This is a genomic window from Pontibacter indicus (assembly GCF_900156345.1).
GTDB lineage: Bacteria > Bacteroidota > Bacteroidia > Cytophagales > Hymenobacteraceae > Pontibacter > Pontibacter indicus.
The window spans coordinates 1,585,607-1,612,423 of record NZ_FTPP01000001.1 but is presented as its reverse complement, the minus strand read 5'-3'; the positions used below and the strand labels follow the sequence as shown (position 1 = coordinate 1,612,423).

Here is a 26,817-nt window from a genome sequence, read left to right as displayed (position 1 = left end):
TTGTCCACAGCCAATACCAAAAGTTAAACAAGCCACTAGTACAAAATAAGCCGTGAAAACAATTGGCTTTCACCAGAGCCAAATACTTACCACCATTTAAAATTTAATCCTCCACCCACATGGAAGATACCAATACCGCCGCTACCACTTCTGCCGAAAATGTACAACTCGAAGGGGGCACTTATGAAATCCTGCGTAACCGTCTGCAGAAAAGCGGGGCCGAACTTCGCGCGCAATTGGAGCAGCTGAACCAGGAGCGGAAGAGCGTGTTCGGGGCGATTGAGACGAAGCTGATCACGACCGAGCGCATTACCACCGAGAACAACTGTGTGCCCTCGGACATGGTGCCCGTGGGCTATACCTTGCTTTTTGGCTACAACGTATACCTTGGCCTGAAGTCGGAGGTGGAGCTGTCGGATGTGTTTGGCGTCTATACCTACGAGGGCCACAGCTTCCACCAGCAGCCGCTCGACTTGCTGCAGGACAAGACCTTTCAGGACGACTTTCAGAAGCTTTACAAATACTACAAGAACACTCAGTTTGTCAAATTTGCGCACATCGGCAACTACCTGTACATGGTGTTTCGGGTGGGCAAGGGCGTCAACGATATCAAGACCTTTAAGTGGTTGCTCAAAGGCGACACGATCACTTACATCGACAACCGCAGCGACCACGAGTATGTGTTCCCCAACCAGCACGACTTCAGCTGGAAACGCACTACCCGCGAGGCGCAGCGCAAAGGCAAACACCCGCATGTGTCCATCGAGGACAAGGTGTTTGTGGAGACCGTCGGCGGCGACCTCACCATCAAGGTAGAAGACAACACTGACTCGGGCCGTGGCATTTACTCGGAGGAGGTGGAGGACAAGGACCAGACGCTCGACGACTCGGAGATCTACTACGCCACTCTGGGAAACATCATTCTCCTGAAGATCCGACCCTACCGCGAGAACAATTACCGCTATATTGTCTTCAACTCCAAGCTGAAAGAGGCACGTCGCATTGACGCACTGGAGCATAGTTGTGTGCTGTTGCCCGACGGGCAGGGGATCATTTACGCTTATGGCTACTACCTGCAGACGGGCGAGTTCAAGCAATTCGACAACAACCTGCAGGACATGCTGTTTGAGAAGCGCATTGCGTCCCCCAACGGCGAGGATTTCCTGTATGTGTTCTACAACAAGGAGACGAGCGTATACCTGTTGCTGTCTTATAACCTGATCACGCAGCAGATTGAAGTGCCCATTGTCTGCCACGGCTACGCCATTTACGAGAACGGGGAGCTGTGCTATTTCCGAGCCGACGAAGAAGCGCAAAAACACCACTCCATCCAGATCTGGCAGACGCCTTACATCGGGCCGAACTTTACCATACCTGTTACGCAGGAGTCGTACCTGTACAAGATCGGCAATAAGGACATTGTGCGGGCCATGGCCGAAAGCAACGAAGTGCTGACTCTGTTGAATAAGGAGAATTCCTACGCCAACCTATACCTGGACCTGATCAAGAAAACCACCGATGTACTGGACTCTTACCACTGGCTCAGCAGGGAAGAAACTTACAATCTGGCGGCTCCGCTTTCGGCTGCGCGGCAGACGGCCACGGCGGCGGTGGAGGAGTACGAAAAGGTACTCAGCATCAAGAAAAACACGCAGGCGCAGATCAGTCAGGTGCTGGGGCAGGCCGACGCGCTGATCCAGACGCTGAAGCACAAGAAGGCCGAGAGCATCAACGATTATGTTCGCTACCTGGCCGACCTGCGGGGTATACGCGGCGAGGTAATCTCGTTGAAAGAACTCCGCTATGCCGACCTGCCAACCATCGAAAAATACGAGGCGCAACTGCAGCAATTTGCGCAGGACACGGCCAACGCAGCCGTTGATTTTCTGTTGCAGCCCAATGCGCTGGCGCCTTACGAGAAGCAGGTCAGGGAGATCAATACCGCCATAGAAGGTATAGGCAAGGTAGTGGAGGCCGACGCGACCGACAAGGAAATCGCGGCCGTATCGGCGGAGCTGGAAATGCTCATTGATGTGGTGAGCAACCTCAAGATCGAAGACGCCACCCAGACCACCCGCATTATTGATACCATTTCGGCCATTTACGCCACGTTCAACCAGACCCGGGCCGCCCTGCGCCGCAAGCGCAAGGACTTGCTGAGTCAGGAGGGCAAGGCCGAGTTCAACTCCCAGATCAAGCTGATCAGCCAGAGCGTGGTGAACTACCTCGAGGTGTCGGACTCGCCGCAGAAGTGCGAAGAGTACCTGGCCAAGCTGATGGTACAACTGGAGGAGCTTGAGGGTCGCTTCCCTGATTTTGACGAGTTCATTGAACAGCTCACCGTGAAGCGCGAAGAGATTTACAGCGCTTTCGAGTCGAAGAAGGTACAGCTGCAGGAGGCGCAGAACAAGCGGGCCAACAGTCTGCAACAAGCCGCCGACCGCATTCTGAAAGCGGTGCAGAATCGAGCGGGCAAGCTGACTTCGGTGAGCGAGATCAACGGCTACTTCGCTTCCGACCTGATGATCGAAAAGGTGCGGAGCACGGTGGAGGAACTCCTAGGTATAGGCGATACGGTAAAGGCCGACACCATCCAGAGCCGCCTCAAAACGCTGAAAGAAGACGCTATTCGGCAGCTGAAAGACAAGCAGGAGCTGTTCGTGGACGGCGCCAACATCCTGAAGTTTGGCAAGCACCAGTTTACCGTGAATACCCAGCCGCTGGAGCTGAGCGTGGTGCACCGCGACGACGCCATGTACTACCACCTCACAGGCACCAATTTTTTCGAGAAGATCACCGACGAATCTTTCCTGAGTTACCGCCCCGTGTGGGAGCAATCGCTGGTATCGGAGAACCAGCAGGTATACCGCGCCGAGTACCTCGCCTTTAAAGTGCTGCAAGCGGCGCAGGACACAGGTATAAACAGGCCGCAAAACGAGAACAGCCTGCGCTACCTGAGCATCGACGAACTGCACAAACTCACCGCCTCGGAGCTGACAGACTACGTGAACAAATTCATGGCCGTTCGCTTCAACGAGGGCTACCTGAAAGGCGTGCACGACCACGACGCGGCCCTGATTCTGGCCGCCCTGATCCGCCTGATCAAAACAGCCGACCTATTGCGCTATACCTCCATCGACAGAGCCTGTGCGCAACTGTACTGGCAGGTGTTTGCGCCCGAGTCGAAAAAGAAATCGCTTACCCACCAGCTCCAAGGTATAAGCGCCATCCTGCAGGTCTTCCCCGACACGCACGAGTTCGACGACGTAAAAGCTGATCTGCAACAGGAGCTCTATACCTTTCAGCAGGAGACAGGGCTTTGCAAAGAAGCCAATGCTGCCGAGGCAGGGGACTACCTATTTTACGAACTCACCCGCGGCAACCATTTTGTCATCGACAGTCAGGCCGATGTGCTCTACGACGGCTTCAAACATTTCCTGACGGAGCGGCGTGTGCTGGACCGGTTCGAGGAATCGGTGAAGGCGCTGGAGGAGAACGTGGCACACCAGTTTGAGCTGATCCAGCACTGGCTGAAAGCTTACATTGCGCAGGCTGGTCAGCATGACAAAGCCGAGTTTGTGGCCGAAGTAGCGACGCTCTTGCTCACCGACAGCTACAGTCCATTGCAAGTGGTGCACACCGTTCTGAACGAAAACATAGCAGGTATGCAGGGCGCCCACCAGCAGGTACAGGGCCAGCAATACCAGTTGCATTACCACGGCTTCATGCGCCGTCTCCGCGACTACAGCAGCACGGCCACGGCCTTTACACAATTCACGGAGCTCAAAAAGCACCTGACCCAACAGGCCGAGCAGGCATTGCGGCTGAACGAATTCAAGCCACGGGTACTGTCTTCTTTTGTGCGCAACAAACTCATCGACCAGGTATACCTGCCGCTGATCGGCGCGAACCTGGCCAAGCAGATCGGTGCGGCAGGGGAGACCAAGCGCACTGACCTGATGGGCATGCTCTTGCTGATCTCGCCGCCAGGCTACGGTAAGACCACCATCATGGAGTACATCGCCAACCGACTGGGCATTATCTTTATGAAGATCAACGGTCCCGCCATCGGGCACCAGGTCACGGCGCTGGACCCGAAAGAGGCGCCCAATGCCGCTGCCCGCGAAGAGCTGGAGAAGCTTAACCTGTCCTTTGAGATGGGCGACAACGTGATGATCTACCTTGACGACATCCAGCACTGTAACCCGGAGTTTCTGCAGAAGTTCATCTCGCTTTGCGACGCCCAGCGCAAGATCGAAGGCGTGTACAAAGGCCGCAGCAAAACCTATGATTTCCGGGGCAAAAAGGTATGCGTGGTGATGGCGGGTAACCCTTACACGGAGACAGGGGAGAAGTTCCGCATCCCGGACATGCTCGCCAACCGCGCCGACATCTACAACCTCGGCGACATCATCGGCGATACGGAGGACGTGTTCAAACTGAGCTACATCGAAAACTCCCTGACCTCCAACACCGTGCTGGCGAAGCTGGCGGCAAAGAGCCAGAAAGACATCTATACCTTGCTGCAACTGGCCGAAACGGGCAACAGCGAAGGGCTGGAGTTCGAGGGCAACTACTCGGCTGCCGAGCTGAACGAGTATGTGCTGGTGCTCAAAAAGCTGCTCAAGATTCAGGATGTGATCCTGAAGGTAAACCTCGAGTACATCCGTTCGGCAGCGCAGGCAGACGAGTACCGCATCGAGCCCGCCTTCAAGCTACAGGGCTCGTACCGCAACATGAACAAGCTGGCCGAAAAGGTGATGCCGATCATGAACGACCAGGAACTGCAGACTCTGATTTTGTCGCACTACGAAGCCGAGTCACAGACGCTCACTTCCGGTGCCGAAGCCAACATGCTCAAGTTCAGGCAGCTGATTGGTATCATGACCGAGGCTGAGGCGCAGCGCTGGGAAGATATCAAAGCCACCTTTGTGCGCAACAACAAGCTCAAAGGCTTCGGCGGCGGCAACCAGGTCGGGCAAGTGCTCACCGAAATGGAAAAAATCTCGGGCGGACTGGCAGGTATACGCGATGTGCTGAGTCAGTTTAAACCGAGTAAGCTCGAAGCGGAGGAATTTTAAGGTATAGCCTAGATATAGAAAAGCCCCTGTAGGTATAAACTGCAGGGGCTTTTTTAATGATCAGGCAAAATACCAGGCCCTCGCTCGCGTCCCGCGAGTGTGAGTTATCGGGCGGACTCTGGCCGCTAAAGCCTATGCTATAGGCACAAATGGTGGGACGCCACTGAATTTCTTACATTCGCGGGACGCGAGCGAAGGCAATGTGGCCATTTTTTACATTGTCTAGGTGTAGTGCACCTGGTTTAATTTAACCCTAAGACTTTCAACACAAGTCTGTGAAGACCCCATAAAAAAGCGTGCCCGGAAACTCCGGGCACGCTTCTGCAAACAAACTAACCTAACAATAAACACTCAAATACATTATTTCTTTCTCCGGCTATAGGCCAGGTAGTATACCTGCGGCAACACGATCAGCGACAGGATCATACACACCATCAGGCCGCCCACGATCATAATGGCCAGCGGCTTCTGGATCTCAGAACCCATACCTGTGGATAAGGCCGCTGGCAGCAAACCCGCCGAACCCATGATGGCGATCATGAACACCGGCCGGATGCGGCTGTACACCCCTTCCGAGATGGCCTTCTGAAGCGGTAAGCCTTTTCGCAGATATTCCTTCATCACGGCGATGAGAATTATCCCGTCGATGGTGCCCACCCCGAACAATATGATGAAGCCTATACCTGCCGATATGCCAAACGTGGTGCCGGTGAGCCACAGCGACAGGAAGCCGCCGATAAAGGCAAAGGGAATGGTGATAAGGGAGATGACCGTGTCTTTCAGGTTGCCGAAGTTGACGTAGAGCAGGAAGAAGATCATCAGCAGTGAGATCGGCACAATATAGCTCAGCCGTTGCGTGGCCCGCTCCTTGTTCTCAAACTCGCCTGCCCAGGTCAGCCGGTAGCTGTCCTGCAACTGCACCTGCTCTGCCACCCGCTGCTGCGCCTCTTCCACGGTGCTGCCCAGGTCGCGCCCGCGCACCGAGAAGCCAACGGCAATGTAGCGGCTGCTTCCTTCGCGGTAAATAAAGGCAGGCCCAGTGAAGAAGCCTACTTCAGCGATCTCGTGAAGCGGAATCATGGAGCCGCTGTTGGCGGGCACCAGGATGTTGCTGATCTCCGCTTCTGACTTGCGGAAGGGCTCCGCGTAGCGCACCCGCACATCAAAAATGCGTTCGCCTTCATAGAATGAAGTGGCTGCTTTACCGCCTATGGCCATTTCGATCACAGCCTGTGCGTCGGCCATGTTCACACCGTAGCGGGCCATGCGCGCTTCGTCCAGCTTGATGCGCAGCTCCGGCAGCCCGATGTTGCGGTAGATGTTGAGGTCTTCCACACCCTCCACGTCTTTGATGGCTGCTGCTACCTGTTCGGCGGAGTTCTCCAGCGCAAACAGGTCATCCCCGAAGATCTTGACCACCAGCGAGCTTTTCACCCCGGACACATACTCCTCCACGTTGTCCATAATCGGCTGGCTGAAGCCGAAGGTCACCCCCGGGTATACCGCCAGGGACTGCTCCATCTCCGAGAGCAGGTGCTGTTTGGAGATCTTGCGGGGCCAGTCGCTTTCGTCCTCGAGCTGCACATGAAACTCGATGTTGAAGAAGCCGGTCGGGTCGGTGCCGTCATTTGGCCGTCCGGTTTGCGTAAGCACGAATTTCACCTCCTCAAACTCCCGGAATTTGGCTTTCATTTCCTTGGTCAGCTTCACCGATTCGTCCAGACTCACACTGTTGGGCAGGGTGGCCCGGATATAGAGCGCTCCTTCGTTGAGCTGCGGGATAAACTCGGTCCCCAATCTGCTGAAGCCAAACCCACAGGCAATCAGAAGCGCGGCGAAGAGGGTTAGGGTCAGCTTTTTGTTATAGGCACCCAGCTCGTAGAGCTTGAACATGGCGCCCCGGATGAAATTGGTGATCGGGTTTTCGCGGTCGACCACGTTCTTGTTGAGCAGTACCTTGCACATGGCCGGCACATAAGTCAGGCTCAGCAGTACGGCACCGATCAGGGCATAGCCCAGGGTAAAGGCCAGTGGAGAGAACATCTTACCTTCTACTTTTTGGAAAGTGAAGATCGGCATCAGGGCCACGATCAGGATGATCTGGGCAAAGAAGATAGACTTGGCCACCCCACGTGTCTGCTTTTTGATGATGCCCAGCTTGGAGATCTGGTTAAAGCGCGGCATGCCCAGTTCCTTAGCCCGTTTATCGAGTCCCACAAACACATGCTCCACTACCACCATGGTCCCTTCCAGCAAGAGGCCGAAGTCCACCGCCCCGATCGAGATCAGGTTGGCAGGTAGGCCTTGGATGCGCAGCATGATGATGGCAAACAGGAAGGCCAGCGGAATTACAGAGGCCACGATGACTGTGGTGCGCCAGTTGAAGAGGAAGATAAACACCAGCACCGACACCAGGATGATCCCCTCCACCAGATTCTTCGTTACCGTGCTGACGGTCTTATCGACCAGTATGGTCCTGTCATGGAAGGCCTCGATCTTTACATCTGCCGGCAGTATCCGGGTGTTAAGCTCCTCAATTTTATCTTTCAGCCTGGCGATTACCTCACTCGGGTTCTCCCCGCGCAGCATGATCACTACACCCTGTACCAGGTCATCTTCCTCGTCGAGCCCCACCTGGCCCAGGCGCGGCTTGGCCGAGATCTTCACCTCCGCCACATGCTTCACCAGCACCGGTGTGCCGTTCACGTTTTCGATGAGGATGTTCTCGATATCGGCTATACTTTCCAGCAGGCCCACGCCGCGCACCACATAAGCCTGATCGCCTTTGTTGATCACATCGCCCCCCACGTTGATGTTGCTTTTCTCCACCGCCTCAAACACATCGAGCGGGGAGAGGTTGTAGTTGGCCAGCTCCACCGGGTTGACCTGCACCTCATAGATCTTCTCCTCCCCGCCAAAGCTGATCACTTCGGCTATACCGGTTACGCCCACCAGTTCGCGCTCTACCACCCACTCATGGATGGCAGTCAGGTCGCTGATCGGCCTGGACTTGCTTTTGAGCACATAGCGGAAGATCTCGCCTGTTGCTCCTGAAGGCGGTTCGATTTCTGCTTCTGCTCCTTCCGGCAGTTCGATGCCCTGCATGCGGTTGGAGGCATACTGCTGCGCGTAGAAGTCATCTACGTTTTCGTCGAACAGCACCGTCACCACCGACAGGCCGAAGAGGGAGGTAGAGCGTACCTCGGCCTTCTTCGGGATGGTATTCATCTGGCGCGTGATGGGCAGGGTGATGAACTTCTCCACTTCCTCGGCGCTGCGGCCGGGCCACTGCGTGATGATGCGGGCCCGGGTATTGGTGACATCCGGAAAGGCCTCGATGGGGGTGTTGATGTAACTGATGATTCCCGCTGCCACCAACAGCGCCGTCATGAAAAAGACGATGATGTGGTTCTTGAGCGAGAACGATACTAAACTTTGAACAAATTTATCCATGTTGTGTGTCTATGCCTCCCCCTCTTAGTTCTTTAGCTGGTTGTATATGAGCAGGTGATTCTCGGTCACTACCTTGTCTCCCTCCATCAGTCCTTCCGTCAGACTTTCCTGCACGACCACGGCATCCGAGGTCTGGTACACAGGGACCAAATGCATAATTTCGAAGTTGCAGCTGTCGCGGTAGACCACCACCTGGTGTTTGGAGTTTGAGAAGATCATGGCTTTGGAAGGGAGAGAAAGCAGGCGCTTTTCCTTCATATCCTGATCATCTGTAGCCTGTGTGACCGAAACGTTCACAAACATCTCGGGCTTGAGGAGCAGGTCCGGGTTCTGGAGTTTGATGCGGGCCTTCAGCACCCGCTCTTCGGTATCGAAGGTGTTGGCCAGCCGGTCAATTTTCCCTTTGAATACCTGATCGGGGTAGGAGGAGGCTCTTACTTCCACTTCCATGCCCTGCTTCACGCTGCGCAGGTTGCCGGCGTAGACATTGGCCATCACCCACACCTCTTCCAGGTCCGAGATCGAGAACAGGGGATCATCGCCGGCCTCAATCTGCTGTCCGCTCACAATGTTTTTGGAGACAACATAGCCGCTGAACGGAGCCTTGATGATGAGCACGCCTCTTTCCAGGCTGCCCCCGTAAATCCCCAGGTTTTCCTGCACCTTCGTGATCTCGAGCCGGGCCATCTCCACATCCTGTTGCGCCCCGATAAGCTCACGTTCCGAGGCCACGCCGTCATCGAACATCTCCTGTGTGGCCGAGAGCTGGCGCTGGGCCAGTTTCAGCTGGGCCTGGGCGGTGCGCAGTTCAACGTTCAGGCTGCTCAGCTCCGGACTGCGCACCTCCAGCAGCACGGTGCCAGCCTTCGCGTAATCCCCCAGCGAGAAATTTACCTTCGACACCACGCCATCGAGCAGGGGCACAAAGCGGTAGTACTTTTCCGGGTTGCTCATCACCCTGCCCGTCAGCTGGATGTGGTTCAGTTCGGTCGCGGACCTTACATCGGCCAGCTTCATGTTTTTGGCTAGCTGGGCCGGCAGGCAGTACCCATCGGCAACAGCATCACGCTCCGCTACAAGCTCATCCGGCTGCTGGCAGGCTGTTAGAAGCACAGCCAGACCAGCGGTGGCGGCGATCCTGTTGAAATAGTTGAGGTAGGACACGGGTATCATAAATCGGTTCCGGTTAATAGGTTGAGTTCTTCTTTTTTGGATTCCAGGCTGCGGAGGGTGTCAAAGTAGAGGAGCTTGTTTTCTTTGAAGGCCTCAAAGAAGTCCAGAAACTCCAGCAGGCTGATGTTCTTGCGCTGAAAGTTGCGGCTGACGCCGGCCAGCACCTCGTCCAGCTCATTGATGTAGGTCGCGTCGATGGACTGGTACAGCTCTGACAGCTGCCGGTAGTCCTGGAAGGTCTTCACCACCTCGTTCTGGGCCTCATTTACCCGGAGCGTGTGGAGGTGCCTGCTTTGCTGTACCTGCATTTCAGCTGCCTTGATGTTGCCTTTGTTCCGGTCAAAAAAGGGCAAGTCCATGGCCACGCCGAAGCCAACGAAGTTGAGCAGGATGTTACCACCGCGGTCGTAGTTGGCGTTGAATCGCAGGTCCGGCACGCGCAGGGCACGCTCCAGGGTATGGGCTGCCTCGCTCACTCTGATGTCGGTCTCTGCCACCCTTACAGCCGGGTTAAGGCGTGCAGCCAGCGTCAGCAGGCTATCCAGTGACTGGTCCTGGAGCAGGGACTGATGCGGCAGTGGCTCCGAGTCGGTCAGGTATAGTGTTGTGGCAGGGGGCAGCAGCATGAGGGTCTTCAGCTCTTTTTGCGCGCGGCTGCTTTCCTGCAGCGCCTCGTTCAGCTCTGCGCGCAGGGACAGGTCCAGCGCCCGAATGCGGTAGAAATCGGCTTTGGAAATATTGCCGTTGCGAAGCTGCGCCTCCTGTGCCCGGACAAGCTGTGAGACCACCTGCTGTTGCCGTTGCAGCAGTTGCAGGTGCCGCTGCTGGTAATGCAGTTCCGATAGCATGGTCCTGAATTCCGCCTTGAGCGAGAGGAGCATTTCGGTGTACGCTGTCTGGGCCAGTTCCCGGTTCGCCACCTGCAGGGAAATGTTCTTTTTGCGTTTGCGGGCGGTAAATACCAGTTGCTCCAGCTGCACGGCAAACTGCCTGTTCTCGCCAAAGCCGTTCCGGAAGAGGGGAGGGTTGCCGTCGCCGTTGGCAATCTGGTGCGGCGTGGCCCAGAAGTTGACTTCGCTGATTTCCAGCTCGGGGTTCGGCCAGGCCTTTGCCTGCAGAATCAGCGCCTCTGCCTGGTCAATGCTTAGTCTTTCGGCAATCTGGGCCAGGTTCTTTTCCAGGAAAAGGGCCTCGGCCTCGACTCTTGAAAGCGCCAATGTATCGGGTGTTTGTGCCTGTGCCTGTGTAAGGCAGAAGGGGACAAGCAGCAAAAGCCAGATAACATGCTTCAGAAACTTAATTGTCATGTTGTGTTTGTAGCTATAAAATAGTGCGCTACAAAACTACAGTCACAACATTAAAGGCTTCTTTGACCCGGATTAGACTTAGATTAGAAGAGGATTATATTTCGGTTAAGCGCCGGGAAATACCAGCTTCACCTCGGTTCCCTGGTGCGGAACAGAGGAAATAGAGAGGTCGATGTGACAAAAGTGGGTGATGTGTTTCGTCAGCGACAGGCCTACACCGTGGCCCGGTTTCAGGTACTGGGTGTTGCTGCCGCGGTAGAACAGGTCAAACACTTTTTCCTGTTCCTGCTCCGGTATCCCTGGACCATAATCCTGCACCAGTAAAGCGACCCGCCCTTGTTCGTTCAGGGCAATTCTTAGGGTGACCTTCTGGTCGTCGGTAAACTTGAGCGCATTGTCGATGATGTTGGTGATGGCTGTGGCGATCAGCTCAGGGTAGGAATGCAGCTGCAGCACCTCACTGTCTTCCACCTCCATGATCGTCTCCACTTCCGCATCTGGATACTTAAAATGAAGCTTTTCAAGCACCTCCCAAAGCAGCTCGTCGAGGCGGAAGGGGCGGGCCTTCACATGGGAGGTCTTATTGGCCAGCCCGCTTATCAGGAGCAGCCCTTCAATTACTGAATTCAGCTCTGCCGTGTTCTTTACGATCTTCTGCAGTACCTGCCGGTACTCTTCCGGGCTTCTTTCTTTTTCCAGGTTCAGCTCGGCCTCGCCCATGATGGCAGCCAGCGGCGTCTTCAGCTCATGCGACACATTCCGGAGGAAGTGTTTCTGATGATTCACACCCGCCTCCAGCCTTTCGAGCAGTGTGTTCAACGTCAGCGTCAGGTCGCCCAATTCATTACCCGGTTTGTTTAGTTGAGGGAGCCGGGAATTGAGGTTCTCGGTAGAAATGGTGTTTACCTGCCGGAGAATAGAGGAAAAGGGCTTAAAAGTTTTGTTGGCGACAAGCACACTGAAAATATAGTTGATCAGCACACCCACGAGGAATAGAATGACCAGGATGATCTTCAGCAGGTATAGCCGCTCCTGCCCGGTCACATACACCCCGGAACTGACGATCACGAAATCGCCCTGGTTGTCTTGATAAAATAACCCGGCATGCTGCATCCCATCAGCCTGAAAATTGAGTTTGCCTTTCTTGCGAATCTGGTCCAGGATCTGGGCGTCGACTGGATGGGAGGGGATCTCGGGTACGAAAGCCACGTTGTTGTGGGCATCGTAAATCTGAAGGGTCTCCTGTTCGAGCGTGTTCAGGTACCTCTTTTCATACTCCTGGTACTTCTTCTTGTGCAGTTCGTCTTTCTCCAGGAAGATAATGGCCGACAGCAGGGCGCGGTTCTCCAGCCTGCTGTAAAACGTGTTGGTCGTAAAGCTCTTAGCTAAATAGAAAATGCTGCCAAAAACAAGCAGCAGTGTGATGGCGCAGACGAGGGTAGAGCGGAGGGCAAGCTTTTGTTTAAGATTCATCTGATTTCTGCGCCAGCTGATAGCCACGCCCTTTGATGGTATGGATCAGCTTGGTTGAAAAGTTCTTGTCAATTTTGTTGCGAAGGTAGTTGATGTACACGTCCACCACGTTGGTGTTGGAGCTGAAATGAATGTCCCAGACGGCCTGTGCGATCTCTACCCTGGAGACGACCTTTTCCCGGTTCCTCAACAGGAAGAGCAGCAGATTATACTCCCGGGGCGTCAGCATAATTTCTTTCCCGGCTCGCTTCACCGAATTCTGCTCCACGTTCACCTCCAGGTCAGCATAGCGGTCGGCCTCAAACACGCCCTGCTCCAGCTGTTTTCTCCTCAGGTGCGCATTGATGCGGGCCAGCAGCTCCCGGAAGTGAAAGGGCTTCGACATGAAATCATCGGCACCGGCCTCCAGTCCTTTGATCTTTTCCTCCGGGTTGCCCAGCGCACTCAGGATGATGATGATGGAGGCGATGTTACGCTTGCGGGTGATCTTGCATATTTCGAAGCCGTCTATACCTGGCAGCATCACATCCAGGATCACCACGTCGTACTCATGCTGGCTGATGAGTTCAGCCGCCTTAAAGCCATCTGATACAAGCTCTACCTGGTACCCTTTCTCCGTCAGCCCCTCCTGTATAAAAGAGGCTACGCTACTGTCATCTTCTACTAAGAGGCACTTAATCATGGGGATGTTGTTCTATAGGAAGGTTAAAGCTACTAAAAATTGATCAGAAACTTTTGTCACACGCGTTGCACCAATTGAGGCGGGAGCTTGTTTGCTCTTCTCAAGATCTCTCAAAAAGAGCCGGGGAGGTATAAAAACCAAGACGATGAGGTGAAACAACCTGGAGTCATATTACTGACTTTCGTCTGCTAATCAGACTTTGCCGGAGGCGGAAGCTGGAAATTTATACGAGGCTAAAGCAGTGTCTAAGCATACAGCAGCAGGGTAGAAAAAGCTGAGGGCAAGGCTGTCAATTCCAGCTCACCAGTAGGTATACCTGTTGCACGGCTTGATGCAGTGAAAGATCGATAGGCAGCGCATTAAAGTAAGCGCGATGTACTATCGTAGCCGCCTGATTCCGCTCCTTAGAGATAAGCATTATTTTGAATTATTACAAGTTGATAAATCTTCTAAAAAGCACGAACTTTGTAACTCTATGCAATTGTCTGTCACCTCAATAAACTCCGGAAGCAACGGGAACTGTTACTACATCGGCAACGAGCACGAAGCGGTGCTGGTAGATGCCGGTATCTCGTGCCGCGAGACGGAGATGCGTATGCGCCGCCTTGGGCTGAGCATGCATAAGGTGAAGGCAATTTTCGTGTCGCATGAGCATTCCGATCACATCCGCGGTATACCTGTGCTGGCTAGAAAGTACAAGCTACCCGTTTACATCACACCAGACACCCTGTGCCGCTCCCGCATGGATTTGAGTGGGGTAGAGGTGGTATCCTTCACAGGATACGAGCCCGTGCAGGTAGGAGGACTAAGCGTGACAGGATTCCCGAAGTTTCATGACGCGGCCGACCCGCACAGTTTTTTGGTGGAAGGCAACGGTGTGAAGATTGGTGTGTTTACCGACATCGGTTCGCCTTGCGAACATGTGATCCGGCACTTTGAGCAATGTCATGCCGCTTTCCTGGAAACGAACTACGACGACGGCATGCTCGACCGTAGTTACTACCCCTACCACTTGAAGCGCCGCATTCGGGGCGATCACGGGCACTTGTCCAACCGACAGGCACTGGAGCTATTTGTAGCGCACAAACCCGCTTTCATGAGTCACCTGTTCCTGTCGCACCTCTCCAAAGACAACAACTGCCCGAAGCACGCCAAAAGCCTGTTCGATGTCTGTGCCGATGGCACTGAAATAGTCTTGGCCTCTAGGTATGTGGAAACCGCCGTGTACCAGATCAGCCACCAAGGCGACATCTTCGGCCGCACTTTGACGGTGGAGGATATCACATCGGCAGGGGAGCAGTTGTCGTTGTTTTAGCCTCCGCTTTACATGCCTGTACAATGAAATTCAAGACAAATAAAAGCGACCTTATCAATACTTTAATCGCTGCCATTTTCTTACTAGGAAGTGGTATATGGATGATAGTAAATGATTTGGTGGCAGTTGGTGTCCATAGCAGAACACTTTCTGCATCAGGCTATGGCGGGCATCTGCTAATCTTAGTGAGTTTGATTTTCTTCTACGTTGCCTATCACTGCCTTTCTCCTTTCAGCAAAATAAGGCGGTTTTTTGAAGGTAATAGAAGAAGAAAAAAGAAGTGAGATAAGAGCCTCCAAGACTTGCCTACTAAGTTGTGTAGTATACCTGTGCTGCCAATGATCAGATATATCATACCAGTCTATACCCACGAACGTCAGCAAAAAATCCTCAAGCACGATACGGACAGGTCTCGACCTGTTCCTACCATACCTCACAACTCGAGACTCTTAACTCTTAACTCTTACTTCCTCAACTCTCAAACTCCTAAACTCTCCTCAGTTCGCTTTCTTCAGATACTTGTACAATTCCGAGTCCGTAGACAGCACCACGTTTGTCTTCTCGTCAAACGACTTCTCCAGCGTTTCCATGGAGCGGAGGAAGGAGTAGAGTTTACGGGCCTGGGCGTTGCGGTTGTAGGCGCTGGCGTAAATAGAAGTGGCCTGCGCGTCGGCTTTACCGCGGATTACTTCGGCTTCGCGGGTGGCCTGGGAGGTGATCTGGGCCAGGTCACGCTCTTTGTTACCCTGTATCTTGCGGGCCTCGCCCTGCCCTTCAGAGCGGAACTGGTCGGCGATGCGGTTGCGCTCACTGACCATGCGGTCGTATACCCGGTTGCGCACTTCGTCCACGTAGTTCATGCGCTTGAAGCGGAAATCCAGGATCTGCACGCCCAGGTCGGCGGTGCGTTCGTTGGCACGTTTTAGGATCAGGGCTTCAATTTTGTCGCGGCCAACCGATATCTTATCCAAGTTTTCCAGATCTTCCATCACCTCGTCCGATACCTCCGGTTCGCGGTTGGTGGAGCGCACAATGTCGAGCAGGTCGTGGCTGGCGATGGCATTGCGGGTCTCGCCGTCCAGGATGTCGTCGAGGCGGGATTGGCCGGAGCGCTCATCGCGCAGACGAATGAAGAACTGCAGCGGATTGGTGATCTGCCAGCGAGCGTACGAGTCTACAAAGATGAATTTCTTGTCCTTGGTCGGCACCTGGTTGGCGTCGCCGTCCCACTCGAGGTAGCGCTTGTCGAAGAACTGCACCTTCTGCACGATCGGAATCTTGAAGTGCAAACCAGGTTGGGTGAGTGGTTCGCCCACCGGCTTACCAAACTGGGTGACAATGGCCTGCTTCGTTTCGTCGAGCACAAACACGCTCGAGAAAAGCAGGGTGAGCAGCAGCACAGCGGCCAGGAGCGAAAGTATGTTACGGGTGTTCATGGCTTATTTCTGTTGGGTTTGCGGCTGTTTCTGGCCAAGGTTCAGGAGGGGCAGCACGTTGTTGCCACGCTCGTCTACAATCACTTTTTCGCCTATTTTCGGCAGCAGGCGTTCCATCGTTTCCAGGTACAGGCGCTTCTTAGTCACCTCCGGCGCTTTCACATACTCTTCGAATAGCGCGTTGAAACGGGCGGCTTCACCAGTTGCCACGTTCACGCGGGTCAGGGCGTAGGCTTCGGCCAGCTGAATGGTCTCGTCGGCCTCGCCACGGGCACGCGGAATGATGCGGTTATACTCCGACTCGGCCTGGTTGATGAGTGTTTCGCGCTCCTGCTGGGCCTGGTTCACGGCATTGAAGCTCGGCTTCACAGGCTCCGGCGGATTCACGTCCTGCAGCACCACCTGGTCGATGCGGATGCCGTTTTCGTATTCGTCGCACATGCGCTGCAGCAGCACCTCCATGCTGGTGGCCACTTCCTGACGGCCCACCGTGAGCACTTCGTTCACGGTGCGGTCGCCCACGATTTTGCGCATCGCCGACTCGGACATATCGCGCAGGGCTTTCTCAGCGTCGCGTACCTTGAACAGGTAGTTGTATGAGTTCACAATGCGGTACTGCACCACCCACTCCACATTGGCCAGGTTCAGGTCGCCGGTCAGCATGAGCGACTCGTCGTTGAAATCTGCTTTGGAGTACTGCGTGGTTCTGTCGGTATTCGCCGTTCTGAAACCAAACTCCTGCTTGAGCTGACGCTGCACCGGAATCTTCTGCATTTCCTCTATCCCGAAGGGCAGAATGAAGTTCAAACCGGGCTGCACAGTGCGGTCGTAGTGGCCCACGTACATCACCACACCCTCTTCCTCAGGGCCTACTGTCTTGACGGAAGTGAGCAGGACGATCAGCAAAAACAGTCCGAGCAGAATTTTGCGGAAATGCTTGCTGAGCAGAAACAAATAATACTGGAGTCGGTAATTCGGCTCGGCCATGGGCGGTACATCAATTAGTTGGTAGCGTTAAGATAACTAAAATATCTTAATATTTTGATGTTTTAATAGGTATAACTGCTGGGTTCAGGCGGGTAATTATGTAGGTATAGCAATGCAATGAAAAGCAGGGTAGGGGAAGAGAAAGCTTTTTACAGGCTTTCTTCGTACAGGGTAAAAGCCATCCGGCACTTCTGTTTTTGATATTTTCACTTAACTCCAGACCGACATGAAACAGCTTTTCCCTTTTGTTTTCGCCCTGTTGATAGGATATAGCGCCTATTCCCAGAGCACCGCTATACCTAGTGTTGAGATCCAGCTAAAGACCGCCGTGCTGGCCGCACCTGCCGACAAACGGGAAGGAGCCACCGTGCTGGGTTATAACCAAAAGGGTGAAATAGTCACATTGCGCAAAGGCACCAATGAACTCATCTGCCTGGCCGACGATCCGACCCAGCCTGGCTTTTCGGTGTCGTGCTACCACCGCGACCTGGAGCCCTTTATGGCCCGTGGCCGCGAGCTGCGCAAGCAAGGTATGAGCGCCAACGACATTTTCGATACCCGCGAAAAAGAGGCCAAAAGCGGAAAGCTGACCCTCCCCAAACAACCTACAACGCTCTTCGTGTACAGTGCGACGGATGAGCAGGTGAATGCGCGCACCGGGGAAGTAGTGGATGGCTATTTGCGCTACGTGGTCTACATACCATGGGCCACCGCCGAGAGCACCGGCCTACCGCTCAAACCCGAACAGGGCTCAGTGGCCATGCCCTGGATCATGCATCCGGGCACACACGGGGCGCACATCATGATCAACCCACCGAGAGCCAAAGCAGGGCAGTAGGGAGTTGACAAAACGAAATCAGGTCCGCGGGCTTAGCGATTCAGCAGTTTGGTTACGGCTCTCAGAATCAGCAACGACATTACACCGCTCACCGCAATTATTTTGACCACCCGCTCCGGATCGGGGATGGATCTGAACTTGGTGACACCGTCCTTAATTTCGATATAGCCAACTGGCTTGATGCCCACGCCGCCCCCGCCGCCGGTCCCTTCTTCGCCTGCTTTGGAGCCACTGCCGCCACCGAAACCGTACATGGCCTTGGCGGCAGGTATAACCGTCACGCCGTCTCGCTCCACGGGCTCGCCATAAATGGTGCTGGCATTGGCTGATACACCCAGCCGCTGGGCCAGGCGCTCAATAAAACTGTTCTGCTCTCTTTTTGCTGTCTCTTCCATACCTTCATCTGTTTTAGTACTGCTGATCTATGGTTGTACGTGACGAAATCCGATCGTTCCGGAAAAGCAAGAGAGTAGCAGCATTTGCAGGGTGAGCATCGCCAGCGGGAAGGTATAGGTATAAAAAAACAGACCCGAATGTGCTTCGGGTCTGTTTCGGTGTAGTGGATCTGGTATAGCACCTGCATCGCTGTTGTTTTATTGATTAGCTGTAAGCCTATACCTTGGCAGCTTTCAGGTCTAACAGTTCCGAGAGCAAGGTATAGGAGTGCTGTCGCTTCTCTGGGTCAAAGATGCCGGTTGAGATCATCAGCTCGTCCACCTGCGTTTCATTCACGAAAGCTTCCAGTTCTTCCTGCACCGACTTCTTGCTGCCCACAAAGCTGTAGCGGAGCATCTGTTTCACGGCGTACTCCTCCTGCAGGCTCCAGCGCTCCTTCATGCTCTCCACAGGCGCCTGCATTGGCAGCGCCTTGCCTTGTATCACGTTCAGGAACGACAGGTAAAGGGAAGTGGCCAGATGGTTCGCCTCCGCATCTGTGTCGGCTGCGATCACGTTCACGCAAGCCATGGCATAGGGCTCCTGCAGTTGCTCAGACGGACGGAAACTGTCGCGGTATACCTTCAGGGCATGGTGCAGGGCGGCCGGGGCAAAGTGACTGGCAAACGCGTAGGGGAGTCCCATGATGCCGGCCAGTTGTGCCCCGAACGTGCTCGAACCCAGAATCCAGACAGGTATATCCAGCCCCTCGCCAGGTATAGCGCGTACCCTGGCCGTGCTGTTTTCCTTGCTCAGGTACTGGCGCAGCTCGGCTACGTTGTTCGGGAAGTCCTCCACGCTGCCCTGCAGGTCGCGGCGCAGTGCGTGGGCCGTTACCTGGTCGGTGCCAGGGGCACGGCCCAGACCCAGGTCGATGCGGCCGGGGTACAGGCTTTCGAGTGTGCCGAACTGCTCAGCCACTACCAGCGGGGCATGGTTGGGCAGCATGATGCCGCCGGAACCCACCCGCAACGTAGACGTGCCTCCGGCAATGTAACCGATTAGCACCACGGTGGCGGAACTGGCGATGCCGGGCATGTTGTGGTGCTCGGCCAGCCAGTAACGGGTGTATCCCAGTTCCTCCACATGACGGGCCAGCGCCAGACTGTTCTCAAACGAGTCATGGATACTCTTGCCCGTGCGGATCGGCACCAGGTCGAGTACGGAAAGTTTTACATCAGTCAGTTTTTTATCTGCCATCGTTCTTGGTTCATATGCCGGACAATAGTCATTTGATTTTACAGAAGCACGCTGAATAGGTTAGGCAGCTTTTTAAGATTGCTTTGTGTCTCAAAAGTCTTTTGTCCTTTGTCTAATTTCTTTTGTCTTAGTGCTTGCTCGAGGCTAGCAAACCCCGCCTATTTCGCAGCTGTTGCCTTCCAGGTCAAGTTTTTGGATAGCCGGAGCTACCTGCTGGAACACGTTCAGGAAAGTCTCGGCGGGCTGCGCGCCGCTCACCAGGTACTGGTCGTTGATCACAAAGGCGGGCACTCCGGTTATACCTGCGGACTGCGCAAAGGCTTCCATCTCGCGCACCTCTTTCTTGCCTTCTTCGCCTTCAAAAAAGTTTTCCAGTCGCTCGGCCGGTATACCTTGAGCGATGCCTATCTCCTTCAGCACCTCGGTGTCATTCATGGGGCGGTTATCCGTGAAGTAGGCTTTGAACAGGGCACTGGCAACCTCGTGTTGCACCCCGTACTGCTCTGCCAGCCAGATCAGGCGATGTCCATTGAAGGTGTTGTTCACTGGCATGCTGTCCGAGAAGTTGAACTCGATGCCTTCTCCGGCACCGGCTTCCGTCATGCGCTGATCCATGGCCGGCAACTGGGCCACGATCTGCTCGCCATAATTGCCTTTGAAATAGTCAAGGCGGGCCAGGCCCTCCTGTGGAAGGTTAGGGTTTAGTTCATAGGCTTTGAACGTGATCTCAGCCTCGTATTGATTTCTCACCTGCTCCAGCGCCTTGTGAAGGCGGCGTTCGCCCACGTAGCACCAGGGGCAGTTGATGTCGGAGAAGATGTCTATTTTGATTTTCTGCTTTGTCATGGTCCTATTGTTTAAATGCGTAAGCCGACAGCTACCTACTAGAGGCAGCCGTCGGCTAAAACATGGTAGACTGAAGCTTATGCTTCCAGTACGAATTTTTCCTTCTGGCGTCTTACTTTCGGCAGCTTGGCCAGCCAGTCGTTATCGGCATCGCGGTAGCCGAGCGGCATCAGGGTAACGCTGCGCAGACCTTTGGCAGGCAAATCGAGCAGTTTGTCCAGCGCGGCGGCGTCGAAACCCTCCATCGGCGTGGCGTCCACTTTCTCGGCGGCGGCAGCTACCAGTCCCACCCCAAAGGCAATGTAAGCCTGGCGGGCGGTCCAGTTGAAGTTCTGTTCCTGCGTGTTACGCTCAGCGGTGCTCAGTAGTGTGTTCTTAAAGTCCTGCAGGTTCTCGACAGGTATGCTGCGCTCCGAAGCGGTATGCGAAATAAATTCATCTATATGCGCAGGAGTCACGTCGTCCCAGGCGGCAAACACCAGCAGGTGAGAGCCCTCCTCAATCTGCGGCTGGTTGTAGGCAACCGACCTGATCTGCTTTTTCAGTTCCTCGTCCTCGATCAGCAGCACCGTGTAAGGCTGCAGGCCCATGGAAGACGGAGCCAGGCGGATGGCCTCCAGAATGCGTTCTACTTTATCAGACGGCACACGCTGGCCGTTCATGCGTTTGGTGGCGTAGCGCCAGTTCAGATTTTCAAGTAAATTCATGTCTATACAACAGTTAAAAACCTAGTATTGTTTCATAACTAGGTTACTTTTGGTAACTCAAAGGTATTTCTTAAATTTGTACCTGTCAAGCAGGCACTTTAGCCGCACCAGGTAACATGGAGGTAACTATAGTTGAAAATCAGCGACTTGAGATCCAGAAAAAGATCGATAAAGTTTTGTGCGGCAAGGCAGAGGCAGAACCCTGCTGTCCGATCAAGGACATTCTGGCCCGTTTCGGCGATAAATGGTCCATCTATACCATCCTCACGCTCGGCAAGCAGGAGAAAGTGCGCTTCAACGAGCTGAAAAGCCAGATCACCGGCGTGTCGCAGCGCATGCTTACCGTTACGCTGCGCTCGCTGGAAGAGGATGGCCTGGTGAGCCGCACGGTATACCCCGAAATTCCGCCCCGCGTGGAGTACAGCCTCACGCCGCTAGGGCAGGGGCTGCTGCTGCAACTGCTGCAACTCGCTGACTGGGCCAAGCTCAACATCGGCCAGATTCTGGAGGCGCGGGAAAGGTATGCGCAGAAAGGAAAATCGGGTCACGCCGAGCTGCCGGCCTGATGACCCGAACCGGTTGACTGTAAGTTTATTGAACACCCTACATGCAGAAATATATTTTCAGGTATATTTAAACTCGGATGATACTTTTTCATCTAAGTTTAAATGGCATCTGCATGAAAACTTTGGCACGCGAACAAAAGCTACAGCACCTCTACTGGCGGGCTGGCTTTGGCATCCCTTTCCGACCTGACCAGGCGAGGTCCGGTATTAAATCTGCTGTTCGCGAACTGCTCAAATCATCGGGCCAGGCAGCACCTTTGCAGGTGGCCCTGCCGCATTCCGAAACAACGGGACAGGCCGATGCGCAAAATGCCGACATGCGCCAAAAGCGGCAGCGGGAACGGCAACAAGGCTTTGTGTTGCTCAACAATGCCTGGCTGCAGCAAATGGCCACTTCCGAAGCCCAACTGCGGGAGAAAATGACCCTCTTCTGGCACGGGCACTTTGCCTGTCGCCTAAGAGAACCGCGCTTTGCGCTGCTGCAGCACAATACCCTTCGCGAGCACGCATTAGGCAAATTCCCGGACCTGCTGCAGGCCATCTCCAAAGACCCCGGCATGCTACAGTTTCTCAACAACCAGCAAAACCGCAAACAGCGCCCTAACGAGAACTTTGCCCGCGAGCTGCTCGAGCTCTTCACGCTGGGCCGGGGACATTATACCGAACAGGACATCAAAGAGGCCGCCCGCGCCTTTACCGGCTGGACCTACAATCCGCAGGGAGATTTCGTGTTCCGGGCGCGGCAGCACGACCGTGGCCAGAAAACTTTTATGGGGAAGCGGGGGAATTTCAGCGGGGAAGAAATCCTTCAGATGATCGTGGAGAACCCAAGCACAGCCGAGTTTATGACATCAAAGCTCTATACCTTTTTCGTGAGCGAAGTGCCCAACCCGGAGCGCATTAAAGCCCTGAGCGGCTACTTTTACGAAACAGGCTACGACATATCCAAGCTGTTGGAGAAGATCTTCACGGCGAAGTGGTTTTACGGGCCGGATGTAGTGGGAAGCAAGATCAAATCGCCGATCGAGTTGCTGGCCGGTTTGCAGCGGCAGTTTGAGGTGCGCTATGCCGATGGCCGCAGTCCGCTGGTGTTGCAGCGGGCGCTGGGGCAGGAGCTGTTCAGGCCCCCGAACGTAAGCGGCTGGGCCGGCGGCCGAAACTGGATCGACAGTTCCACGCTCGCTTTCCGGCTGCGCATCGGGCCGGCGCTGCTGCAGGACGCGGCGTTGGAAGTCAACCTGAAACCCGACGACGACACCGAACCCACTGCACCGCGCCAGCGCCGGCAGGACGGCATACGCACCGTACGCGCCAAGGCCAACCTGAGCGGACTGCAGCAGCAAATGCAAGATGTGAAGGACCGGGAGATGATCGAAGCCTTAAGCCAAAAGCTGCTGCAGGTGCCTTTGCGACCGGAAACAGCCGCCTTGCTCACGCAGCATATACCTGCAGGCGCCACGCATGCCGATAAAGTCACCCTGCTCACGCTGCGGCTACTTTCTTTACCTGAGTACCAGTTATGCTAGTTTTCTACCGCTCACTTTCACACGATGGCAACTAATTCCAGAAGAGAATTTATCAAGAAGTCGGCGCTGGCCTCCGGTATGCTGCTGGTCCCCAATTTTCTGCACGGCCTGGACCGGGGCGGCCTGTCGCTGCTGGCCAATTCCAACGGCAAAAGGCTGGTGGTGGTGCAGCTCAGCGGCGGCAACGACGGCCTCAACACCGTGGTGCCTTACCAGAACGACCTGTATTACAAGGCACGCCCCACCCTGGCTATACCTGCCCGTGAGGTGCTCACGCTGCAAAATGGCCTCGGGCTGAACCCGGCCATGGAAAAGATGCGCCTGCTCTATGACCAAGGATATGTGTCAGTGCTGAACAGCGTTGGCTACCCCGATCCGGACCGCTCACACTTCCGCTCCATGGACATCTGGCACTCGGCCAGCGCCTCCGACGAGTACCTGAGCACCGGCTGGCTAGGCCGCTACCTCGACAGTCTTTCCGGTCCCTCAGCCAACTACGCGGCCATTGAAGTAGACGATACGCTCAGCCTGGCACTGAAAGGGGAGCATTATACAGGTATAGCCGTGCAGGATGTGAAGCGCTTTTTCCAGGCCACGAACGACCAGTTCCTGAAGCAGGCGGCCCAACTGCATGCAGAGGAGCATTCGCACCACCAGGTCGACTACCTCTACAAAACCCTGATCGATACGCAGCAATCAGCCGGATACCTGCAGGAGAAGACCAAGGTATACCGCAGCAAAAAAGACTACCCGAACGGCGAGTTTGCCCGCCATCTGAAAACCATTGCCGAGCTGATCGCCTCCGGAGTGGAGTCGCGGGTGTACTATGCGTCGCTCACTGGTTTCGACACGCATGTTCGGCAGGCGGGGCAGCAGGGTAATTTGTTGCGGGAGCTGTCGGAGGGACTCTACAGTTTTGTGGAAGATCTGAAACAGCAACAGGAGTTCGACAATACCCTGATCATGGTGTTTTCGGAGTTTGGGAGGCGCGTGGCCCAGAACGCCAGCAACGGCACCGACCACGGTACGGCCAATAACCTCTTCCTGATCGGCGGGAAACTGAAGCAGGCGGGCATTTACAACGAAGGCCCCAATCTGCAGGACCTCGACCAGGGCGACCTAAGGTATAGCATCGACTTCCGGAACATCTACGCGACCTTGCTTAATAACTGGCTGAACGGCAATGCGGCAGGTATAATCGGTGGTAAAACCCAATTGATAAACGGGCTTATCTAAGGTATAGAAACAAAAAAACCGCTGCTCAGGTATAAGCAGCGGTTTTTTTGAAGTAACTTCTTACGGATTGGCTCTTCCCAGGCTCACATCAAAGGTTGTGCTGCCGCGGCCAGACTTGCCAGCGTCGGATATACCTTCCATAATGGCGCGGTAAGTCGTGTTGCGATCGGCGGCATAAAAGGTCACCGTCGCTTTGCCTTGGGCATTGGTCTGCACGCTCGGGTTCCAGTACAGCGTGGTGCGCAGATCGGGCTCCCGGCTGGCCGGGGTCTTGCCATCGTATTGCGGACTATAGAACTCGCGCACCTTGCTGTAACCCTGCGCCCGGTGAATGATGATGTACTTGCCAGGCTCCACTTCCTGCATGGCCTCACTACCCTGGCGGGTATAGAGCGCAATCACACCACCCGAAGCACGGCCGCCGTACAGGCTGGCACTGGCCGGATCTTTCAAAATCTCAATGCGGCTGATGTCGAACTGGTTGAGCATCGAGGTCGAGCGCTCTTCCACAGGCACGCCATCGATCAGGTATAAGGGGGCTGTTCTGCTGCCTCGGATGCGGGCCCTGAAATCGTTCGGGCCGGAACGGTATACCTGCACTCCGGCAACACGCCCCTGCAGGGATTCCAGGATATTGCCGGAGGGAGCAGCCGGAAGGTCTTTCGCGTTGATGATCGCATCGGCCCTGCGGTGCAGTTTAAAAGGCTGTACCATGTCCGCTTCGCCCTGTATCTCCACATCTTTCAGCAAAATGCCCTTTAGTGTCAGCTCCGGGTTTACCTCGTCTGCCGCTGCCAGTTCCACTTTGCCGGCAGTCAGCAGCTCGGGGCTGGCACTGGCCACAAGTCCCTCACTTTGCGGAGCAGGTATAGCCGGCAGCTCTGGCTGAAAGGTTTGTTCGTCGATCTTTACTTGCAGGTGCTTGCGCCGGCCGCGCGCATCCGTACCCTGCACCACCATGTCCACGGGTCCGCTGAAGTCAAAGCCTTCGAAAGCAAAGCGGCCGTTTTGGTCGGTTTCTGTCGTGATAAAAGCCAGGTGCTGGCCTTTCAGGTATAGGAGCGCCTCGCCGCCTTTCACGGGTTTGCCGCGATCGGTTACTAAAGTGCCACGCACCGCAAGGTCTTTTTCAGGACTATACTGCAAGTCCGGAAACTCACCTTTGGCCATTTGTTGCCAGCTAAACCGACGCCAGCCCTGTGTCATGAGCAGGTAGGAGAGAGCCTTCTGTCGAGCAGCATCATTGCTTTCAAAATAGTAACCCGGGTTCTGCACATAGCCGCGCAGGTCAGAGGTGAGCAACAGGTAAGCGTTGATGTTCAAGCCTTGCAGATCGGGTGTTACCAGCTCATCGTCGGTGATGGCTAGTGAGAAGTCTGCCGCCACCGGTTTGCCCTGTTTGTCGCGGGCCAGCACCTGCATCGTCACCTGCTCACGACCTGCGTAGGTTTTCTTGTCGGTGGTCAGGCTGATGTTCAGGTTGTCGTTGTTGTCGATGAACACCAGACGCTCGGCGAGGGGCTCCCCGCTGGCAGTGGCCAGGTTGAAACAGGCTATACCTGTGGGGAAGTCTGCTTTGGAAATCTGCTTGTTAAAGGATTGTCCCGCCTCCAGATTAAATTGCTCGGTATGCTGCACGGCATCACGACTGATCCCAGTTAGCACCAGCGACTGCCGGCCAGCTACATTACTTTTCACACTCAGCTGCACTTGATTCGGGTCGGAAGTTTCTTCTACGCTTAACACAAAGCCCGTTTGCTTGGCTTCCGGCAAGGTATACTCCGCCTTGCTGCCATCCTCAAACGCCACCCGGGCGGTATAGCGCTGGCCCTGCTGCGGCTGCAGCGCAAAGGCCCCCATACCCAAGTGCGTGTCTTTAAACTCGAGTACTTTTTGGTTCTGAGCATCATAGACTTCACCAGTCAGGGCTATACCTGTTCCATCGGGTTTAGTGGCTTTAAAAGCTACACGGCTCAGTAGCCCATGCACCAGATCACCGCCCTCCGGGAAAAACTGCAAATCAATCTGCTGCGCGGTTTTGGCAGGCTGCTCTTCAGCTGTTTCTTCGCCGATGATGTGGATCGCCCTTCTAAAGAAATTTTCTTCCCCGAAATTGCGCATCCACTGGGTATAGGCGGTTAGGGTATAGGTGCCCAGGGGCAGGTTGGCCGGCAGCACGATGTCGCCGTTGGCCTTGCCATTCACCGTTTTCAGCGTCAGGCGCTCCACGGCTTTGTTGTTGGCATCGAGCAGGTCCACGTACAGTACGCCGCTCTTGGTGCTCGGCTGCAAACTAGCGGCGTCTACCACATAGCCCTTCAGCCAGATCTGCTGGCCCGGCGTATAGCGCGGCTTGTCCAGGTGCAGGTATACCTTTTCGGGCGCGTAAGTGGTGCGCCAGTTGGCAAGGTGGCGCTCCAGCGTTTGGAGCACACCGTTTTGCGGACTCACAAACGCCAGCGAAACTACTGCCAGTAGCAGCAGCATCGGCAGCGCATAAGCCCACCTTTTGGTTAATTTATCTTGATTCATGGCTATCTCTCTTTCTTAAACTTC

19 protein-coding genes are annotated in these 26,817 nt (G+C 54.9%); 7 read left to right on the top strand and 12 right to left on the bottom strand.

The window, feature by feature from the left end; genetic code table 11:
- The first annotated feature begins 119 nt into the window (after nt 1-119).
- Nucleotides 120-5,081: a DNA repair ATPase gene (locus tag B0B12_RS06920; protein WP_076666902.1), complete on the top strand. Its 4,962-nt coding sequence runs from the start codon at nt 120-122 to the stop codon at nt 5,079-5,081.
- Nucleotides 5,082-5,441: 360 nt separating this feature from the next.
- Here the strand turns inward: B0B12_RS06920 and B0B12_RS06915 are convergent, their stop codons facing one another.
- From B0B12_RS06915 to B0B12_RS06895, 5 genes are all read right to left on the bottom strand, one after another.
- Nucleotides 5,442-8,534: an efflux RND transporter permease subunit gene (locus B0B12_RS06915; RefSeq protein WP_076666900.1), complete on the bottom strand. Its 3,093-nt coding sequence runs from the start codon at nt 8,532-8,534 to the stop codon at nt 5,442-5,444.
- Nucleotides 8,535-8,558: 24 nt separating this feature from the next.
- Nucleotides 8,559-9,707, bottom strand: coding sequence for an efflux RND transporter periplasmic adaptor subunit (locus tag B0B12_RS06910; RefSeq protein ID WP_076666899.1), 1,149 nt, complete (start codon nt 9,705-9,707; stop codon nt 8,559-8,561).
- Nucleotides 9,704-11,014 carry a TolC family protein gene (locus tag B0B12_RS06905; RefSeq protein WP_076666897.1) on the bottom strand — a complete coding sequence of 437 codons (1,311 nt, stop codon included), beginning with the start codon at nt 11,012-11,014 and terminating at the stop codon, nt 9,704-9,706. Before B0B12_RS06905 ends, B0B12_RS06910 begins: the two co-directional genes overlap by 4 nt.
- Before the next feature lie 105 nt (nt 11,015-11,119).
- The gene (locus B0B12_RS06900) at nt 11,120-12,487 is read right to left on the bottom strand and encodes a sensor histidine kinase (protein ID WP_076666896.1); all 1,368 of its coding nucleotides are present in this window, start codon (nt 12,485-12,487) and stop codon (nt 11,120-11,122) included.
- Nucleotides 12,477-13,169: a response regulator transcription factor gene (locus B0B12_RS06895; RefSeq protein WP_076666894.1), complete on the bottom strand. Its 693-nt coding sequence runs from the start codon at nt 13,167-13,169 to the stop codon at nt 12,477-12,479. Before B0B12_RS06895 ends, B0B12_RS06900 begins: the two co-directional genes overlap by 11 nt.
- Before the next feature lie 475 nt (nt 13,170-13,644).
- Here B0B12_RS06895 and B0B12_RS06890 point away from each other — a divergent pair, with 475 nt between their 5' ends.
- A complete protein-coding gene (locus B0B12_RS06890; RefSeq protein ID WP_076666892.1) occupies nt 13,645-14,484 on the top strand; it encodes an MBL fold metallo-hydrolase in 840 nt (279 codons plus the stop codon).
- A gap of 23 nt (nt 14,485-14,507) precedes the next feature.
- Complete coding sequence (locus B0B12_RS06885; protein WP_076666891.1) at nt 14,508-14,768, top strand: hypothetical protein; 261 nt, start codon at nt 14,508-14,510, stop codon at nt 14,766-14,768.
- 213 nt (nt 14,769-14,981) lie between these two features.
- On the opposite strand, the gene hflC is transcribed toward B0B12_RS06885, so the two are convergent.
- Entirely contained in the window at nt 14,982-15,920 is a 939-nt protein-coding gene (hflC, locus tag B0B12_RS06880) for a protease modulator HflC (protein WP_076666889.1), read from the bottom strand.
- A gap of 3 nt (nt 15,921-15,923) precedes the next feature.
- The gene (hflK, locus tag B0B12_RS06875) at nt 15,924-16,907 is read right to left on the bottom strand and encodes an FtsH protease activity modulator HflK (protein WP_076666887.1); all 984 of its coding nucleotides are present in this window, start codon (nt 16,905-16,907) and stop codon (nt 15,924-15,926) included.
- A 226-nt stretch (nt 16,908-17,133) separates the two neighbouring features.
- Between hflK and B0B12_RS06870 the strand changes: the two genes are divergently transcribed.
- Entirely contained in the window at nt 17,134-17,745 is a 612-nt protein-coding gene (locus tag B0B12_RS06870; protein WP_076666886.1) for a hypothetical protein, read from the top strand.
- 32 nt (nt 17,746-17,777) lie between these two features.
- Here B0B12_RS06870 and B0B12_RS06865 read toward each other — a convergent pair whose 3' ends face one another.
- From B0B12_RS06865 to B0B12_RS06850, 4 genes are all read right to left on the bottom strand, one after another.
- Nucleotides 17,778-18,140, bottom strand: coding sequence for a spore germination protein GerW family protein (locus B0B12_RS06865; protein WP_083704099.1), 363 nt, complete (start codon nt 18,138-18,140; stop codon nt 17,778-17,780).
- Between the two features lie 217 nt (nt 18,141-18,357).
- On the bottom strand, nt 18,358-19,380 hold the full coding sequence (locus tag B0B12_RS06860) for an LLM class flavin-dependent oxidoreductase (RefSeq protein WP_076666884.1): 1,023 nt from the start codon (nt 19,378-19,380) through the stop codon (nt 18,358-18,360).
- 144 nt (nt 19,381-19,524) lie between these two features.
- Nucleotides 19,525-20,226 (bottom strand): DsbA family oxidoreductase, encoded by a 702-nt coding sequence (locus tag B0B12_RS06855; protein ID WP_076666882.1) that lies wholly within the window; start codon nt 20,224-20,226, stop codon nt 19,525-19,527.
- Between the two features lie 77 nt (nt 20,227-20,303).
- Nucleotides 20,304-20,933: a nitroreductase family protein gene (locus tag B0B12_RS06850; protein ID WP_076666881.1), complete on the bottom strand. Its 630-nt coding sequence runs from the start codon at nt 20,931-20,933 to the stop codon at nt 20,304-20,306.
- A gap of 116 nt (nt 20,934-21,049) precedes the next feature.
- On the opposite strand from B0B12_RS06850, the gene B0B12_RS06845 reads away from it, so the two are divergent.
- The 3 genes from B0B12_RS06845 to B0B12_RS06835 all read left to right on the top strand — a co-directional run bounded on the left by B0B12_RS06845 (nt 21,050) and on the right by B0B12_RS06835 (nt 24,261).
- Entirely contained in the window at nt 21,050-21,499 is a 450-nt protein-coding gene (locus tag B0B12_RS06845; RefSeq protein WP_170871830.1) for a winged helix-turn-helix transcriptional regulator, read from the top strand.
- Between the two features lie 113 nt (nt 21,500-21,612).
- On the top strand, nt 21,613-23,025 hold the full coding sequence (locus B0B12_RS06840) for a DUF1800 domain-containing protein (protein WP_076666879.1): 1,413 nt from the start codon (nt 21,613-21,615) through the stop codon (nt 23,023-23,025).
- Nucleotides 23,026-23,049: 24 nt separating this feature from the next.
- Nucleotides 23,050-24,261 carry a DUF1501 domain-containing protein gene (locus B0B12_RS06835; RefSeq protein WP_076666878.1) on the top strand — a complete coding sequence of 404 codons (1,212 nt, stop codon included), beginning with the start codon at nt 23,050-23,052 and terminating at the stop codon, nt 24,259-24,261.
- A gap of 60 nt (nt 24,262-24,321) precedes the next feature.
- Here B0B12_RS06835 and B0B12_RS06830 read toward each other — a convergent pair whose 3' ends face one another.
- A complete protein-coding gene (locus tag B0B12_RS06830) occupies nt 24,322-26,793 on the bottom strand; it encodes a TonB-dependent receptor plug domain-containing protein (RefSeq protein ID WP_083704097.1) in 2,472 nt (823 codons plus the stop codon).
- Between the last annotated feature and the right edge of the window lie 24 nt (nt 26,794-26,817).